Source organism: Pseudomonas sp. 14P5.3.2, from assembly GCF_057799175.1.
The window spans coordinates 1-16,275 of the sequence record NZ_JBYOKU010000005.1 but is presented as its reverse complement, the minus strand read 5'-3'; the positions used below and the strand labels follow the sequence as shown (position 1 = coordinate 16,275).

The 16,275-nt window shown below is 60.0% G+C and carries 17 protein-coding genes; 14 read left to right on the top strand and 3 right to left on the bottom strand.

What is annotated here, in order from left to right; genetic code table 11:
- Positions 1-90 precede the first annotated feature (90 nt).
- A complete protein-coding gene (locus tag AC27VU_RS05550) occupies positions 91-717 on the top strand; it encodes a LysE family translocator (protein WP_003223174.1) in 627 nt (208 codons plus the stop codon).
- A gap of 192 nt (positions 718-909) precedes the next feature.
- On the opposite strand, the gene uraH is transcribed toward AC27VU_RS05550, so the two are convergent.
- On the bottom strand, positions 910-1,263 hold the full coding sequence (gene uraH, locus AC27VU_RS05545; protein WP_003223171.1) for a hydroxyisourate hydrolase: 354 nt from the start codon (positions 1,261-1,263) through the stop codon (positions 910-912).
- Between the two features lie 421 nt (positions 1,264-1,684).
- Between uraH and puuE the strand changes: the two genes are divergently transcribed.
- The 8 genes from puuE (at position 1,685) to AC27VU_RS05505 (ending at position 9,886) form a co-directional block, all read left to right on the top strand.
- The gene (gene puuE, locus AC27VU_RS05540) at positions 1,685-2,611 is read left to right on the top strand and encodes an allantoinase PuuE (RefSeq protein WP_003223169.1); all 927 of its coding nucleotides are present in this window, start codon (positions 1,685-1,687) and stop codon (positions 2,609-2,611) included.
- The gene (uraD, locus tag AC27VU_RS05535) at positions 2,608-3,123 is read left to right on the top strand and encodes a 2-oxo-4-hydroxy-4-carboxy-5-ureidoimidazoline decarboxylase (RefSeq protein ID WP_003223167.1); all 516 of its coding nucleotides are present in this window, start codon (positions 2,608-2,610) and stop codon (positions 3,121-3,123) included. Before puuE ends, uraD begins: the two co-directional genes overlap by 4 nt.
- Before the next feature lie 88 nt (positions 3,124-3,211).
- Positions 3,212-4,207 carry an allantoicase gene (gene alc, locus AC27VU_RS05530; protein ID WP_003223166.1) on the top strand — a complete coding sequence of 332 codons (996 nt, stop codon included), beginning with the start codon at positions 3,212-3,214 and terminating at the stop codon, positions 4,205-4,207.
- 117 nt (positions 4,208-4,324) lie between these two features.
- Positions 4,325-4,828 (top strand): ureidoglycolate lyase, encoded by a 504-nt coding sequence (locus AC27VU_RS05525; RefSeq protein ID WP_007960046.1) that lies wholly within the window; start codon positions 4,325-4,327, stop codon positions 4,826-4,828.
- A gap of 51 nt (positions 4,829-4,879) precedes the next feature.
- On the top strand, positions 4,880-6,193 hold the full coding sequence (locus AC27VU_RS05520) for a urate hydroxylase PuuD (protein ID WP_488723605.1): 1,314 nt from the start codon (positions 4,880-4,882) through the stop codon (positions 6,191-6,193).
- Between the two features lie 236 nt (positions 6,194-6,429).
- Positions 6,430-7,782 (top strand): nucleobase:cation symporter-2 family protein, encoded by a 1,353-nt coding sequence (locus AC27VU_RS05515; protein WP_003223161.1) that lies wholly within the window; start codon positions 6,430-6,432, stop codon positions 7,780-7,782.
- A gap of 159 nt (positions 7,783-7,941) precedes the next feature.
- The gene (locus AC27VU_RS05510) at positions 7,942-8,727 is read left to right on the top strand and encodes an outer membrane protein OmpK (protein WP_400497475.1); all 786 of its coding nucleotides are present in this window, start codon (positions 7,942-7,944) and stop codon (positions 8,725-8,727) included.
- Positions 8,728-9,100: 373 nt separating this feature from the next.
- Positions 9,101-9,886, top strand: coding sequence for an outer membrane protein OmpK (locus tag AC27VU_RS05505; protein WP_003223156.1), 786 nt, complete (start codon positions 9,101-9,103; stop codon positions 9,884-9,886).
- Between the two features lie 123 nt (positions 9,887-10,009).
- On the opposite strand, the gene AC27VU_RS05500 is transcribed toward AC27VU_RS05505, so the two are convergent.
- Both AC27VU_RS05500 and AC27VU_RS05495 read right to left on the bottom strand, forming a co-directional pair.
- Positions 10,010-11,182, bottom strand: a complete 1,173-nt coding sequence (locus tag AC27VU_RS05500; protein WP_488723604.1) for a patatin-like phospholipase family protein — start codon at positions 11,180-11,182, stop codon at positions 10,010-10,012.
- A 35-nt stretch (positions 11,183-11,217) separates the two neighbouring features.
- Complete coding sequence (locus tag AC27VU_RS05495) at positions 11,218-12,153, bottom strand: lipid A biosynthesis lauroyl acyltransferase (RefSeq protein WP_103485989.1); 936 nt, start codon at positions 12,151-12,153, stop codon at positions 11,218-11,220.
- Between the two features lie 117 nt (positions 12,154-12,270).
- Between AC27VU_RS05495 and minC the strand changes: the two genes are divergently transcribed.
- The 5 genes from minC to AC27VU_RS05470 all read left to right on the top strand — a co-directional run bounded on the left by minC (position 12,271) and on the right by AC27VU_RS05470 (position 16,226).
- Positions 12,271-13,008, top strand: coding sequence for a septum site-determining protein MinC (minC, locus tag AC27VU_RS05490; protein ID WP_045122352.1), 738 nt, complete (start codon positions 12,271-12,273; stop codon positions 13,006-13,008).
- 199 nt (positions 13,009-13,207) lie between these two features.
- Complete coding sequence (minD, locus tag AC27VU_RS05485) at positions 13,208-14,020, top strand: septum site-determining protein MinD (protein ID WP_003223148.1); 813 nt, start codon at positions 13,208-13,210, stop codon at positions 14,018-14,020.
- Positions 14,020-14,274, top strand: a complete 255-nt coding sequence (gene minE / locus AC27VU_RS05480) for a cell division topological specificity factor MinE (RefSeq protein WP_003223146.1) — start codon at positions 14,020-14,022, stop codon at positions 14,272-14,274. The genes minD and minE overlap by 1 nt, the downstream gene beginning before the upstream one ends.
- 168 nt (positions 14,275-14,442) lie before the next feature.
- Positions 14,443-15,078 carry an RluA family pseudouridine synthase gene (locus AC27VU_RS05475; protein ID WP_003223144.1) on the top strand — a complete coding sequence of 212 codons (636 nt, stop codon included), beginning with the start codon at positions 14,443-14,445 and terminating at the stop codon, positions 15,076-15,078.
- Between the two features lie 50 nt (positions 15,079-15,128).
- Positions 15,129-16,226, top strand: a complete 1,098-nt coding sequence (locus AC27VU_RS05470; RefSeq protein WP_488723603.1) for a hypothetical protein — start codon at positions 15,129-15,131, stop codon at positions 16,224-16,226.
- Positions 16,227-16,275 lie beyond the last annotated feature (49 nt).

The window sequence follows — 16,275 nt, the reverse complement described above, 5'->3', positions numbered from 1 at the left end:
GCGACACGCGGTTCAAGCGTCAAACCAGCCTCACCCTCGCGGGTGGGGCTTTTGCACATTCTTGAGTACAACAAAAAAAGGAGGAAAGTGATGAGTCTGGAAACCTGGTTGCTGTTCAGCGGCGCTGCATTGGTGGTGATCCTGATTCCGGGGCCGCTGTCGTTGTTGATGATCAGCAACAGTCTGAACTACGGCTTGCGCCGCTCTTACCCGGCATTTCTCGGCGGCGTGATCGCCTCGATCTGCCTGCTCAGTGCTTCGGCGCTGGGGCTCGGCGCCCTGCTGCTGGCGTCGGAACAACTGTTCAGCGCCCTGAAAATCGTCGGCGCGCTGTACCTGTTCTATCTCGCCTGGCAGAGCTGGCAGCAATCGCGTCAGCCAGCGGTCGGTGCCGAAGTGCCACAAGCCGCACCAGTGCCACGCTTTCGCACACTGTTCGGGCGCGCCTTTGTCTTGGGCGCGAGCAATCCGAAAGACATTCTATTCTTCGCCGCGTTTCTGCCGCAGTTCCTCAGCGCACAACAGCCGTTCCTGCCGCAGTTGCTGATCATGATTGCCACGTGGGTGGTGCTGGATCTGTGCTGCAAACTGGCTTACGGGTTGGGCGCGCATGGTGCGGCGCGGTATCTGCGTAGCGGCAAGGGACAGAGCTGGTTCAATCGGGTGAGTGCCGGGTTGTTCAGTGGTGCCGGGGCTGCTTCTCTGTTGAGCCGCTGACAGCAAAAGCTTCGCGAGCAAGCCCGCTCCCACAAGGGAATGCATTCCAAATGTGGGAGCGGGCTTGCTCGCGAAGGCGTCAGATCAGACAACACTTTCCTCCAGGCGAAAAAAAGCCCGCAGTGTGAGCGGGCGAAAGACCAAAGAAGCTATATGCGCAGTCGCTTCCCGGTGGGGGCAGCTGCTTGGGGGTCAGCTGCCCCGATAGGTGGAATAGCTGTAAGGCGAGATCAGCAGTGGCACGTGGTAGTGATCCTGTTCGGCGGAGATGCCGAAACGCAGCACCACCACGTCGAGGAACGCCGGTTCCGGCAACTGAACGCCACGGGCGCGGTAGTAATCGCCGGCGTGGAACTGCACCTGATAGACCCCGGTGCGGTAATCATCGCCTTGCAGCAATGGCGCATCGACCCGGCCATCGCTGTTGGTTATCGCACTGGCGACCAATTCCAGGTGCGAACCTTCGACGCGGTACAGCTCGACCTTGATCGAGCTGCCCGGGCAACCGTGTGCAGCGTCCAAAACGTGTGTTGTCAAACGTCCCATTGATTCTGCGCGCCTGGCCGCAAAGAGCAGTCAGACTTCGCGCCTCCCGAAGTCAGGTAAAAAGGAGACCGCACCGATTCGGAGCACGAAAAGTTGCGGCGAGCGACTGATTAAGACACTTTTCAAAAAAATTGTACACAATAAAAACGACATTTTTCGCATCACCCCCGTCATTCGGGCGTTTAACGCGAATCTGCGCCTAAAGCGCCTGGCTATTGAACCTCGCATCCATTAGCTGACTGATCAGGCAGGTTTCTTGCAGGTTTACGCCATTAGCAGCAAAAGATGACAGTCGGTGAAAAATGCGAAAAATCAGGCTTACAAATTGAGAATAAAGTTGTATACAATCAGCCCATCGCTGTGACGCCAGCCTGTGCATGCCGTTACACAAACCTGTCAACGAACAAGAAGGAAGACTGCAGTGAGCGCTGACTACCCACGCGACCTGATCGGTTACGGCAGTAACCCTCCTCACCCACACTGGCCGGGCAATGCCCGCATCGCCCTGTCGTTCGTGCTCAATTACGAAGAAGGCGGCGAACGCAACATCCTGCACGGCGACAAAGAATCTGAAGCCTTCCTCTCGGAAATGGTCGCTGCCCAGCCGCTGCAAGGCGCGCGCAACATGAGCATGGAATCGCTTTACGAGTATGGCAGCCGCGCCGGCGTCTGGCGGATTCTGAAACTGTTCAAGGAATTCGACATTCCACTGACCATCTTCGCCGTGGCCATGGCCGCCCAGCGCCACCCGGACGTGATCCGCGCGATGGTCGAAGCCGGTCACGAAATCTGCAGCCACGGCTATCGCTGGATCGACTACCAGTACATGGATGAGGCGCAGGAGCGCGAGCACATGCTCGAAGCGATCCGCATCCTCACCGAACTCACCGGCGAGCGCCCACTGGGCTGGTACACCGGCCGCACCGGCCCGAACACCCGTCGTCTGGTGATGGAAGAAGGTGGTTTCCTCTACGACTGTGACACCTACGACGACGACCTGCCCTACTGGGAACCGAACAACCCGACCGGCAAGCCGCACCTGGTGATCCCGTACACCCTCGACACCAACGACATGCGCTTCACGCAAGTTCAGGGTTTCAACAAGGGCGACGACTTCTTCGAATACCTCAAAGACGCATTCGACGTGCTCTACGCCGAAGGTGCCGAAGCGCCGAAGATGCTCTCGATCGGTCTGCACTGCCGCCTGATCGGCCGTCCGGCGCGTCTGGCCTCGCTCAAGCGCTTCATCGAATACGCTAAAAGTCATGAACAGGTGTGGTTCAGCCGTCGCGTCGACATCGCACGCCACTGGCACGCAACCCACCCGTACCAAGGGGCCGCCAAATGAGCCGCTTTCAAACCCTGCAACCGTCGACCCTGAGCCGCGACGCCTTCGTCAAAGCCTTCGCCGACATCTACGAACATTCGCCATGGGTGGCCGAGAAGGCCTACGACCTGGGCGCGGATGCTTCGATCGACGAGATCGAAACCCTGCACCAGCGCATGAGCGACATCCTGTTGAGCGCCGATCACACCAGTCAACTGGCACTGATCAACGCTCACCCGGACCTGGCCGGCAAAGCCGCCGTCCAGGGCCAATTGACCGAAGCCAGCACCAATGAACAGGCTGGCGCCGGTATTCACCAATGCACGGCCGAAGAGTTCCAGCGCTTCACCGAGCTGAACGACGCCTACAAAGCCAAGTTCAAGTTTCCCTTCATCATGGCGGTAAAAGGCAGCAACCGGCATCAGATCCTCGCGGCGTTCGAAACGCGCATTCACAACTCGGTCGACACCGAATTCAAATGCGCGCTGGCGGAGATCAACAAGATCGCCCTGTTCCGTTTACTGACTCTCTAGCGAAGCCTGGCCCGAGTGCATCAAACGCGGAGAGCACCCAGGGCCTTGCAAGCATCCCCAGCCAACTTATTAAAGGCAGACAAGAAGAATGAAAGCTTACGCCGTACCTTTCGAGAAGTTCGTCAACCTGGCCGATGCCCGTCTGGGCACCAAAATCATCTCGGTCACCGATGACTGGTTCGCAGACGCCAATCGTCTGTTTCAGCCGACCCCGGCCGTGTGGAAGGAGGGTGTGTTCGACGACAACGGCAAGTGGATGGACGGCTGGGAATCGCGTCGCAAGCGCTTTGAAGGCTACGACAGCGCGGTGATCCGTCTGGGCGTACCGGGCTCGATCAAAGGCGTGGACATCGACACCTCATTCTTCACCGGCAACTTCCCGCCATCGGCCTCGCTGGAAGCATGCTTCCTGGCCTCGGGCGAGCCGGACGAAAACACCCAGTGGACTGAAGTGCTGTCGGCCGTCGAGCTGCAAGGCAACAGCCACCACTACCACGAAATCAGCAACGACCAAGCGTTCAGCCACCTGCGCTTCAACATCTACCCGGACGGCGGTGTCGCCCGTCTGCGCGTGTACGGCATTCCGTTCCGCGACTGGTCGGCTGTTGGTGACAACGAACAGGTTGACCTGGCAGCAGCCCTCAACGGTGGCCGCGCCCTCGCCTGCTCCGACGAACACTTCGGCCGCATGAGCAACATCCTCAACCCGGGCCGTGGCATCAACATGGGCGACGGCTGGGAAACCGCACGTCGTCGTACCCCGGGCAATGACTGGGTGATCGTCGCGCTGGGCCATCCGGGCGAGATCGAAAAAATCATCGTCGACACCCTGCACTTCAAGGGCAACTACCCGGACACCTGCTCGATCCAGGGCGCGTTCGTCAAGGGCGGCACCGACAGCCAGATCGAAACCCAGTCGCTGTTCTGGCGTGAACTGCTGCCGAGCCAGAAGCTGGAAATGCACGCCGAACACACCTTCGTCGAGCAGATCAAGGCACTGGGCCCGATCACCCACATCCGTCTGAACGTGTTCCCGGATGGTGGTGTGAGCCGCCTGCGCGTTCTCGGCAAGGTAGCGAAGTAAGCGGCGCGACCATTCGCGAGCAAGCTTGCTCCCACATTGATCGCAATTCCTGTGGGAGCGAGCTTGCTCGCGAAAGCGTCAGATCAAACAACACAGAATTCGGATAAGAAGAACAGCATGCGCACACTAACGATTGAACCGCTGACCAAAGAAGCCTTCGCCCCCTTCGGTGACGTGATCGAAACCGACGGCAGCGACCACTTCATGATCAACAACGGTTCGACCATGCGCTTCCACAAACTGGCGACGGTCGAAACCGCTACGCCTGAGGACAACGCGATCATCAGCATCTTCCGCGCCGACGCGCAGGACATGCCGCTGACCGTGAGCATGCTGGAACGCCATCCGCTGGGCAGCCAGGCTTTCATTCCGCTGCTCGGCAACCCCTTTCTGATCGTGGTCGCGCCACTTGGCGATGAACCTGTATCAGGCTTGGTCCGCGCCTTCGTCACCAACGGCAGGCAGGGCATCAATTACCATCGCGGCGTCTGGCACCACCCGGTGCTGACGATCGAAAAGCGGGATGACTTCCTGGTGGTTGATCGCAGTGGCACAGGCAATAACTGCGATGAGCATTTTTTCAAAGAGGATGAGCGTTTGATCCTCGCCCCCCACCAATAAGAGAAGGTCTGATCACCCGACAACAAGGGTGACAGGCGAGAGGTAAAGACTGTGGAAGCACATCTGTTGGAATGGCTGAACCTGAGCGTGCGCTGGGTTCACATGATCACTGGCGTGGCCTGGATCGGCGCGTCGTTCTACTTCGTCTGGCTGGAGAACAACCTCAACCGCGTCAACCCGAAAACCGGTCTTGCCGGTGATCTGTGGGCAATCCACGGCGGCGGTATCTATCACCTGGAAAAATACAAACTGGCCCCACCGTCGATGCCGGAGAACCTGCACTGGTTCAAATGGGAAGCCTACTTCACCTGGATGTCGGGGATCGCGCTGCTGTGCGTGGTGTTCTACTCCAACCCCGTGCTCTACCTCGTGGCACCCGGCAGCGGCCTGACCGGCCCTGAAGGCGTGGCCATCGGCATCGGTTCGCTGATCGCTGGCTGGTTCGTCTACGACTTCCTCTGCGATTCGCCACTGGGCAAAAAACCCGCCCTGCTGGGCTTCATCCTGTTCGTGCTGATCATCGGCGCGGCGTATGGCTTCAGCAAGGTGTTCAGCGGTCGTGGTGCGTACCTGCACGTCGGCGCGATCATCGGCACCATCATGGTCGGTAACGTGTTCCGCATCATCATGCCGGCGCAACGTGCACTGGTCGCGGCCATCGCCGAGAACCGCACACCGGATCCGGCGCTGCCAGCCAAGGGCCTGCTGCGTTCGCGTCACAACAACTACTTCACCCTGCCGGTGCTGTTCATCATGATCAGCAACCACTTCCCGAGCACTTACGGCAGCCAGTACAACTGGTTGATCCTGGCCGGGATCGCGGTGTTGGCGGTGTTGGTGCGTCACTACTTCAACACCCGTCACGACAGCCACAAGTTTGCCTGGACTCTGCCGGTGGCAGCGGTGGGCATGATCACCCTGGCGTACGTCACCGGCCCTGCGCCGATGCCGACCGCACCGGACGTGGCCAAGGCACCCGCGAAAATCGAATACCAGCCACTGCCGGAAACGGCACTGGGCGGTGGCGCGAAACCGGCTGAAGCGGCGGCACCTGCAGCGCCAGCAGCCCCTGCGGCAGCACCGGCGCAAGCGTCCAACGTCGGTCCGGCCTTCGACAAGGTGCACAACGTGATCCAGGAGCGCTGCGCGGTCTGCCATTCGGCCAAACCGACCAGCCCGTTGTTCAGCGCGGCACCCGCCGGTGTGATGTTCGACACCCCCGAGCAGATCCGCCAGAACGCGGCGCGGATCCAGGCGCAAGCCATCACCACGCAGATCATGCCACTGGGCAACATCACGCAGATGACCCAGCAGGAACGTGACCTGATCGGTGCATGGATCGCGCAGGGAGCCCAGACCAACTGAGCTAGACAAAAGCCTGTGTAAAAGCAGGCTTTTGTGGCGAGGGAGCTTGCTCCCGCTGGGTCGCGAAGCGGCCCCTCTCTTTGCCTGAAGAGCAGGGACTGCTGCGCAGTCCAGCGGGAGCAAGCTCCCTCGCCACAAACAAGCTCTGCAGCCACAACTATGAATGATGCAAAAGGACAGCTGTGAGCAACCCAACAGCTGTTAATCACAAGAATAAAAAAGATCCGAGGTGTTGCATGTCCGAGCTGTCCAAAGCGCGCATCCCCGACGCACCCGCCATTCAGCGTTTGCCCCTTTTGCAACTGATCCTGGTCGGTTTGCAACATGTTCTGCTGATGTACGGCGGTGCCATCGCGGTGCCGTTGATCATCGGACAGGCCGCTGGCCTGAGTCGTGAAGAAATCGCCTTCCTGATCAACGCCGACCTGCTGGTCGCCGGTATCGCCACCATCGTCCAGTCGCTGGGCATCGGCCCGATGGGCATCCGCATGCCAGTGATGATGGGCGCGAGTTTCGCCGCCGTCGGCAGCATGGTCGCCATGGCCGGCATGCCCGGTATCGGTCTGCAAGGGATCTTCGGTGCAACCATCGCCGCCGGGTTCTTCGGCATGCTCATCGCGCCGTTCATGTCCAAGGTCGTGCGTTTCTTCCCGCCGCTGGTGACCGGCACAGTCATCACCTCGATCGGTCTGTCGCTGTTCCCCGTGGCCGTGAACTGGGCCGGTGGCGGCGCCGCCGCGGCGCAATTCGGCTCGCCGATTTACCTGGCCATCGCCGCCCTGGTGCTGGCTACCATTCTGTTGATCCACCGCTTCATGCGCGGGTTCTGGGTGAATATTTCCGTGCTGATCGGCATGTGTTTCGGCTACGTACTTTGCGGCGCGCTCGGCATGGTCGACCTGAGCGGCATGGCCAGCGCGCCATGGGTTCAGTTCGTCACCCCGCTGCACTTCGGCATGCCGAAATTCGAACTCGCGCCGATCCTGTCGATGTGCCTGGTGGTGGTGATCATCTTCGTCGAGTCCACCGGAATGTTCCTGGCGCTGGGCAAGATCACCGGCCAGGAAGTCTGCCCGCGCATGCTGCGTCGCGGCTTGATGTGTGACGCGGCTGCATCGTTCTTTGCCGGGTTCTTCAACACCTTCACCCACTCCTCGTTCGCGCAGAACATCGGCCTGGTGCAGATGACCGGCGTGCGCTGCCGTTCGGTGACCATCGTTGCCGGTGGCCTGCTGATCGTGCTCAGCCTGCTGCCGAAAGCCGCATTCCTGGTGGCGTCGATTCCACCGGCGGTGCTTGGCGGTGCAGCGATTGCGATGTTCGGCATGGTGGCGGCTACCGGGATCAAGATCCTTCAGGAAGCCGACATCGGTGACCGTCGCAACCAGTTGCTGGTGGCGGTGAGCATCGGCATGGGACTGATCCCGGTGGTGCGTCCGGAGTTCTTCGCGCACCTGCCGATGTGGATGAGCCCGATCACCCACAGCGGCATCGCCATGGCCACGCTCAGCGCGCTGACCCTGAACCTGCTGTTCAACATCCTCGGCGGCGCCGAACGCGCAGCGATCAACGACTGCCATGCGCATTAACAGCATTACCGATTACCCCTGTGGGAGCGAGCTTGCTCGCGAAGAGGCCATGTCAGTCAACATCACTGTTGAATGACACACCGCTTTCGCGAGCAAGCTCGCTCCCACATGGACTATGCAACACCCTGCCTCAACAATAAAAACAAGAGGGAGCAACAGATGATTCGCACGCAAACCAACGTTCTGTTGAGTGGCGGCCTGCTGGCCGCGAGTCAGGCCATGGCCGGCGATTTACTGCTGTGGCAGACCAATAGCCTGAGCTACCTGTATGGCAAGAACTTCGCGATCAACCCGTCGATCCAGCAGACGGTGACGTTCGAGCACGCTGACAAATGGAAGTACGGCGACAACTTCCTGTTCGTCGACAAGATCTTCTACAACGGCCAGGACGACCGCAACAAAGGCCCGCACACCTACTACGGCGAATTCACTCCGCGCTTCTCGTTCGGCAAGATCTTCGACCAGAAGCTCGAGTTCGGCCCGATCAAGGACGTGCTGCTGGCGATGACCTACGAGTACGGCGAAGGCGACAGCGAGGCCTACCTGATCGGCCCCGGCTTCGACCTCAAGGTGCCTGGCTTCAACTACGTGACCCTGAACATCTTCCGCCGCCACACCGAAGGCCCGCGCCCTGGAGACGGTGTGTGGCAGATCACCCCGGGCTGGTCGTACAGCGTTCCCGTGGGCAATTCCGATCTGCTGATCGACGGCTATCTGGACTGGGTCGTCGACAACGACCAGAACTCGCGCGGCACCTACCACGCCAACCTGCACATCAATCCGCAGATCAAATACGACCTGGGCAAAGCCCTGGGCTGGAGCCACAAGCAACTGTACGTCGGCACCGAATACAGCTACTGGAAGAACAAATACGGGGTCGAAAGCAGTCACAACCTCGACACCCATCAGAACACCGCCAGCCTGCTGGTGAAGGTGCACTTCTGAGATGGCCCGCAACCGTGCCCCATACCTGTCGTCGGTGCTCTGTTGCGGGGCACTTGAGAGCTGGCCGAGGAGTCAGTATTCTCCGCGGCCTCTTGAATTCGGTCTAAAAAAAAGCCCGGATTTAATTCCTGACCGAAGAGCCAACTTATCCCGGCCCCGGTCAGTACCGAGGCATCCCGAAAACACGCTCAATCGACTGTTTTTCAGCAGCCGAACGGGCGTTTTTTTGCTTTCTGAAAGCCTTGGCCCAGCTCTTGCTATCACCAGCGAAGCTGACCGATCGGATGACTTTTGCAGCAACGAAAAAAGGCGCCACACCAGAGCGCCGATCTTAAAAAAATAAACGTGGAACACCTACTTTGGGAGCAACCGAATGAAACGTATGTGCACCAGCCTGATGCTCGCGGGATCGATGTTGGCCGGGGGTCAGGCCATGGCCGATGGCCTGCTGCAATGGCAGAACAACAGCCTGACCTACCTCTACGGCAAAGACTTCAAGGTCAACCCGGCGATCCAGCAGACCGTCACCTTCGAACACGCCGACGCCTGGAAATACGGGGATAACTTCCTGTTCGTCGACAAGATCTTCTACAACGGCAAGGACGACGCCAACGTCGGCCCGAACACCACTTATGGTGAGTTCCAGCCACGTATTTCGCTGGGCAAAGTCCTGGACCAGAAGATCGAATTCGGCCCGATCAAGGACGTGTTGCTGGCGATGACTTACGAGTTCGGTGAAGGCGACGTCGAGTCGTACCTGATCGGTCCTGGCTTCGATCTGGCGATCCCGGGTTTCGACTATTTCCAGTTGAACTTCTACCAGCGCCACACCGACAGCTCGCGTCCGGGTGACAACGTCTGGCAGATCACTCCGGTCTGGTCCTACACCATTCCGGTCGGCAGCTCGAACGTGCTGATCGACGGCTACATGGACTGGGTGGTCGACAACGACGTCAACAACAAGGGCGAGTATCATGCCAACCTGCACTTCAACCCGCAGGTCAAATACGACCTGGGCAAGGCCCTGCATTTTGGCGAGAAGCAGCTGTACGTCGGTGTTGAGTACGACTACTGGAAAGACAAGTACGGGATCGAAGACTCCCGTGGCTTTACCACCAATCAGAACGTGACCAGCTTCCTGGTGAAGTTCCACTTCTGATCCTGGTATCAGTGGCGTCTGCAAGGACGCCTTCGCGAGCAAGCCCGCTCCCACACTGGTTTTGTGACCGACACAGAACCCATGTGGGAGCGGGCTTGCTCGCGAATGGCCGCACCGCAAATCTCAGGCCGGCACCACCGCTTCGCTGATCCCCAGAAACCGGCACAACTCCTCACGCTTGGCCAACGCATCGCGCCGTCCCAGTTCGATCAGCTCGCTGCAATACCCCGCCTCGAACAGCAGATAGCTCAACACCCCTGCCCCACTGGTCTTGGTCGCACCCGGGCCGCGCAGGAACAGGCGCAACGCCGCCGGCAACTCCTGGCGATGCCGCGCCGCGATTTCATCGATCGGCTGACTCGGCGCAATCACCAGCACCTCCACCGGCGCCACCCCCAGCTCCCGAGTCGGCACGCCCTCGGGCATCAGGTGACTGAACTGGTTCAGACGCTGCAGCAACTCGATGTCGCTCTCCAGGCTGTCGATGAACGTGCTGTTGAGCAGGTGCCCGCCAATCTGCGCCAGGGTGGGCTGCTGACCGGTGTAAGAGCGCTCCAGCGGTTGCTGAGGATCGAAACCGCGCGGGTTGCCGCTGACGCCCACCACCAGCACCCGGCTCGCGCCCAGGTGCAGCGCCGGGCTGATCGGCGCCGATTGGCGGACTGCGCCGTCACCGAAATATTCCTCGCCGATTTTCACCGGGGCGAACAACAGCGGGATTGCTGAACTGGCCAGCAAGTGGTCCACCGACAGCTGCGTCGGCACACCGATACGGCGATGCCGCAACCATGCATCGATCTTGCCGCCGCCCTGATAGAAGGTCACTGCCTGCCCCGACTCATAGCCGAACGCGGTCACCGCCACCGCATGCAATTGCTTGCGCGCGATGGATTCGGCGATGCCCGGCATGTGCAGTTTTTCATTGAGCAGATCGCGCAGCGGCGAACTGTTGAGCAGCGCCACAGGCAGGTGGCGGCCCATACCCAACAGGCTGTGGCTGACAAAGCGGCTGGCCTGGCGGATCACCCCCGGCCAGTCGCTGCGCAGCACCCGGTGGCTGCGAAAGCCCTGCCAGAACAGCGTCAGGCGTTCGATGGCCGCGCGAAAATCGGTGGCGCCACTGGCCAGGCTGACCGCGTTGATCGCCCCGGCCGAGGTGCCGACGATCACCGGAAACGGATTGTCCGCACCCAGTGGCAGCAATTCGGCAATCGCCGCCAGCACCCCCACCTGATACGCCGCCCGAGCCCCGCCGCCGGAAAGAATCAAACCTGTGACCGGTTCAGCTGGGCTCATCGCAACGCTCCATGGTGCTTGAAAGGGTAAGTGAATCAGCCGCGCCGTTTGGGGTAAAGCTTCGGCTCACCCGGTGGACGGCTCTTGAACCGGCGATGCGCCCACAAGTATTGCTCAGGGCAGGCGCGCAATGCACTTTCCACCCATTGGTTGATGCGGATGCAGTCGGCCTCCTCGGTTTCGCCCGGGAAGTCCTCCAGCGGCGGATGGATCACCAGTTTGTAACCGCTGCCATCCGCCAGACGTTCCTGAGTGAACGGCACCACCAGCGCCTTGCCCAGCCGGGCGAACTTGGTGGTGGCGGTCACCGTTGCAGCCTGAATGCCGAACAACGGCACGAAGATACTTTGTTTGGCGCCGTAGTCTTGATCCGGTGCGTACCAGATCGCCCGGCCCGAACGCAGCAGCTTGAGCATGCCGCGCACATCGTCACGCTCCACCGCCAGCGAATCGAGGTTGTGCCGCTCGCGGCCACGACGCTGGACGAAGTCGAACAACGGGTTCTTGTGCTCGCGGTACATGCCGTCGATGGTGTGCTGCTGACCGAGCAGCGCCGCACCGATTTCCAGGGTAGTGAAGTGCGCGGCCATGAGGATCACGCCTTTGCCTTCGCGCTGGGCCTGTTGCAGATGCTCCAGCCCTTCGACGTGGGCCAGCTTCGCCAGACGCTCACGGGACCACCACCAACTCATCGCCATTTCAAAAAACGCAATGCCGGTGGAGGCGAAGTTTTCCTTGAGCAGGCGTTTGCGCTCGGCGGCGGATTTTTCCGGGAAGCACAGTTCAAGATTGCGCTTGGCGATGCGCCGCCGGTCGCCGGCCACGCGATACATCAATGCGCCCAGAATACGACCGATCGTCAGTAAAACCGCATACGGCAACTGCACGACCAGCCACAACAGCCCCAGACCGCACCAGAGCGGCCAGAAGCGGGGAGAAAGAAAGGCTCTTCGAAAACGCGGGCGATCCATTAAAGCTTCCGTAAATTCAGTGGCCGCGCATTCTACATTGTTCGACCCGGCTTGCGGCTCGCGGGCGTTCTCGTTATAAGTCTCGGCACTTTTAGTGACAAGCCGTTGTATGCCGATATGAGCCAAAACGAATCGCCAGATCAAGATCCTGTGTTCCAGTTGAAGGGCAGCATGCTGGCCATTACGGTGCTGGAGTTGTCCCGTAACGACCTCGACAGCCTCGATCGGCAACTGGCCGCCAAAGTCGCCCAGGCCCCGAACTTCTTCAGCAATGCCCCGCTGGTCCTGGCGCTGGACAAACTGCCGCCGGGCGAAGGCGCGGTCGATCTGCCCGGTCTGATGCGCGTGTGCCGCCAGCATGGCCTGCGTACCCTGGCGATCCGCGCCAGTCGCATCGAAGACATCGCCGCCGCCATCGCCATCGACATCCCGGTGCTGCCGCCGTCCGGCGCCCGGGAACGACCGCTGGAAGCCCCGGAACCGGAAGTCAAAAAGAAGCCGGAAAAGCCGCCGGAGCCGACCGTCAAACCGACCCGTGTGATCACCACGCCAGTACGTGGTGGCCAACAGATATACGCCCAGGGTGGCGATTTGGTCGTGGTTTCCTCGGTCAGTCCGGGGGCGGAACTTCTTGCCGATGGCAACATCCATGTATACGGCCCGATGCGCGGTCGTGCGCTGGCCGGTGTCAAGGGCGACACCAAGGCGCGGATTTTCTGTCAGCAATTGAGCGCTGAACTGATATCCATCGCCGGGCATTACAAGGTTTCCGAAGATTTGCGCCGCGATCCACTGTGGGGCTCCGGTGTACAGGTCAGCCTGTCGGCCGACGTGTTGAACATCATTCGGCTTTAACGGATACTGCCGCATTTTCCAAGCATCTCTAAAACGTAGCGAAAACGGCTCAAACGAAGTAGGAAAAAGGATCAAGGAGCGTTTGCCCCTGGCAAGTGCGACTTGCGCCGAACTCCAGCCAAGGCTGTCCGACTGCAGTAGTTTTCAAGAGATGTTTTTCAGGGGCTAAAAAGTCCTTCTTCCTTAGGGGTGAAACACCTTGGCCAAGATTCTCGTGGTTACATCCGGCAAGGGTGGTGTGGGTAAGACCACCACCAGCGCCGCTATCGGTACCGGCCTCGCTCTGCGCGGCCACAAAACAGTGATCGTCGACTTCGACGTGGGCTTGCGTAACCTCGACCTGATCATGGGTTGCGAGCGTCGCGTGGTGTACGACTTCGTCAACGTGGTCAACGGCGAAGCCAACCTGCAGCAGGCCCTGATCAAAGACAAGCGCCTGGAAAACCTCTACGTGCTGGCCGCCAGCCAGACCCGCGACAAAGACGCGCTGACCGTCGAAGGCGTGGAAAAAGTCCTGATGGCGCTCAAGGAAGACTTCGACTTCGTGGTCTGCGACTCCCCGGCGGGCATCGAGAAAGGTGCGCACCTGGCCATGTACTTCGCCGACGAAGCGATCATCGTGACCAACCCGGAAGTATCCTCGGTACGTGACTCCGACCGCATGCTGGGCCTGTTGGCCAGCAAATCGCGTCGCGCCGAAAACGGCGAAGAGCCGATCAAGGAACACCTCCTGCTGACCCGTTACAATCCGCAGCGCGTCAGCGATGGCGAGATGCTGGGCGTCGAAGACGTGAAGGAAATTCTGGCCGTGACCCTGCTGGGCGTCATCCCTGAGTCGCAAGCGGTTCTGAAAGCTTCCAACTCGGGCGTCCCGGTGATTCTCGACGACCAGAGCGATGCCGGTCAGGCGTACAGCGATGCCGTTGATCGTCTGCTGGGCAAAGAAAAAGAACATCGTTTCCTCGATGTTACGAAGAAGGGATTCTTCGAGCGCCTGTTTGGAGGTAGGTAATGAACCTTTTTGACTTCTTTCGTGCCAACAAAAAGCCAAGTACCGCCTCGGTAGCGAAAGAGCGTCTACAGATCATCGTGGCGCATGAGCGCGGCCAGCGCAGCACGCCGGATTACTTGCCAGCCTTGCAGAAGGAACTGGTCGACGTGATCCGCAAGTACGTCAACATCGGTAACGACGACGTACATGTTGCACTGGAAAGCCAGGGCAGTTGCTCGATTCTGGAACTCAACATCACCCTGCCAGATCGCTGAGTCGATCCGGCAGTCGCTACGGCGGCTCGGGCTGCTGATGCTCGTGTAGGAGCTGCCGAAGGCTGCGATCTTTTGATCTTCAACGTCAAAAGATCGCAGCCTTCGGCAGCTCCTACAGGGTTATCAGCAGCCTGAGCCGCCGTTGGCATTTGTTACGAGGCTGTTTTAATGCCGCTGTCCAACATCCGCATCATTCATCAGGACGCCGCCGTACTGGTGGTCGACAAACCAACCTTGCTGCTCTCGGTGCCCGGTCGCGCCGACGACAACAAGGACTGCCTGATCACTCGCCTGCAGGAAAACGGCTACCCCGAAGCGCGCATCGTCCATCGTCTGGACTGGGAAACCTCCGGCATCATTCTGTTGGCCCGAGACCCCGATACCCATCGCGAACTGTCCCGCCAGTTTCACGATCGTGAAACCGAAAAGGCCTACACCGCCCTCGCCTGGGGTCAGCCGGAACTGGACAGCGGCAGCATCGATCTGCCGCTGCGCTACGACCCGCCGACCAAACCGCGGCATGTGGTCGACCACGAATTCGGCAAACACGCACTGACCTTCTGGCGCGTGCTGGAGCGTTGTGGCGATTGGTGCCGCGTGGAACTGACGCCGATTACCGGTCGCTCGCACCAGTTGCGCGTACACATGCTGTCCATCGGTCACCCGCTGCTGGGCGACGGCCTCTACGCCCACGAACAGGCCCTGGCGGCGTGGCCTCGCCTGTGTCTGCACGCGAGCATGCTGAGCTTCACCCACCCGCAAACCGGCGAACGCCTGCGTTTCGAATGCCCGGCACCGTTTTAAGCGCTGCCTGAGCGGCAGCGCTTTTTTTTGTACAAGGATTTTGTTTTCGGATGAGTTGTATTGATTCCCTGGTAACACCCCTCACGAAAGTTCGTCATCAACTGCTTTACCTGGTTTACGGCAATCAGGATGTATACCGGCGCGAAGCCAAGTTCAGCATCCTGACCGCGCTGTCCCAAGCCAAAAACGGCGACCGGCCGGCCATCAGGATTCTCACCGATCGCCCCGAGGACTACGCCGGCTGGCCGGTCGACACGGTGTTGCTGGACGAAGCGACCCAGACCCGCTGGCAAGGCACTCATGGCTATCACCACCGACGCAAGGCCTGCGCCATCGCCGCCGGTATGCAGTGGGCGGAAAAGACCCTGTTCGTCGACACCGACACCTTGTTCACCCGTCACCCGAGCCAACTGTTCAAATTCATCGAGCCGAACCGCTCGGTGATGGATCGCTTCGAGTACAACTGGAAAGATGTGCACCAGCGCAGCGACTATCAGAAACTCGGCCGCGATCTGCGCGTGCACGGTGTGACGCCGGATAACGGTTTCAAACTCTATAACAGCGGTTTGTGCGGCGTGACCGAAGCGGATTCGGCGCTCTTCGAAGAGTCGATCCGACTGATCGATGAATGGACACTCGGCGGCTTCGAAATCCATACCATTGAGCAGATCGCGCTGTCGTACGCCATGCGCAAGCGTCAGGTGGTAGAGGCGCGCAAACACGTTTACCACTACTTCGCGGAAAAACGCTTCTTCCACGCGATGCAGACGTACTTCTTCTCCCAGCACGGCGAGCAGTTCAGCCAGCGCCTGGTGGACCTGTGTACCGACGTGCCACGGGTCAAACCGTTCCCGTCTGCCTGGCGCCGATTGAAAATCAAATGGAAGCTGCGCAATCAGAAAGGTGCGTTGCGCAAGGTCGGTCGCGATCTGCTGTACGGCAGCGCTGCGCCGGAAGATCCGTACTACAGCGTTTGCCGGCACGAATGGTGGGAATGTGCCTCGCGGGAGATTCTGCGTTGGGACGAGAGCCAGCAGAAAAAACTGCTGAGCCAGAAATCCTGGCCGCAACAGTTGCCGCGTCCGGATAAACCGGAAGATGAAAAAGTCATCATGAACTATTTGAAAAAACGCGTAGCCGCCCGCTGATCCACATCACTCCCTGTGGGAGCGGGGTTTGGTGGGGGGGGGGGGGGGG

Coding starts and splice junctions, on each gene's coding strand:
- AC27VU_RS05505 (WP_003223156.1), top strand. CDS start 9,101: ATGAAACGTATGTGCACCAGCCTGATGCTCGCGGGATCGATGTTGGCC.
- AC27VU_RS05515 (WP_003223161.1), top strand. CDS start 6,430: ATGTCCGAGCTGTCCAAAGCGCGCATCCCCGACGCACCCGCCATTCAG.
- AC27VU_RS05550 (WP_003223174.1), top strand. CDS start 91: ATGAGTCTGGAAACCTGGTTGCTGTTCAGCGGCGCTGCATTGGTGGTG.
- uraH (WP_003223171.1), bottom strand. CDS start 1,263: ATGGGACGTTTGACAACACACGTTTTGGACGCTGCACACGGTTGCCCG.
- alc (WP_003223166.1), top strand. CDS start 3,212: ATGAAAGCTTACGCCGTACCTTTCGAGAAGTTCGTCAACCTGGCCGAT.
- AC27VU_RS05470 (WP_488723603.1), top strand. CDS start 15,129: ATGAGTTGTATTGATTCCCTGGTAACACCCCTCACGAAAGTTCGTCAT.
- AC27VU_RS05525 (WP_007960046.1), top strand. CDS start 4,325: ATGCGCACACTAACGATTGAACCGCTGACCAAAGAAGCCTTCGCCCCC.
- minE (WP_003223146.1), top strand. CDS start 14,020: ATGAACCTTTTTGACTTCTTTCGTGCCAACAAAAAGCCAAGTACCGCC.
- AC27VU_RS05495 (WP_103485989.1), bottom strand. CDS start 12,153: ATGGATCGCCCGCGTTTTCGAAGAGCCTTTCTTTCTCCCCGCTTCTGG.
- AC27VU_RS05475 (WP_003223144.1), top strand. CDS start 14,443: ATGCCGCTGTCCAACATCCGCATCATTCATCAGGACGCCGCCGTACTG.
- AC27VU_RS05500 (WP_488723604.1), bottom strand. CDS start 11,182: ATGAGCCCAGCTGAACCGGTCACAGGTTTGATTCTTTCCGGCGGCGGG.
- AC27VU_RS05510 (WP_400497475.1), top strand. CDS start 7,942: ATGATTCGCACGCAAACCAACGTTCTGTTGAGTGGCGGCCTGCTGGCC.
- uraD (WP_003223167.1), top strand. CDS start 2,608: ATGAGCCGCTTTCAAACCCTGCAACCGTCGACCCTGAGCCGCGACGCC.
- minC (WP_045122352.1), top strand. CDS start 12,271: ATGAGCCAAAACGAATCGCCAGATCAAGATCCTGTGTTCCAGTTGAAG.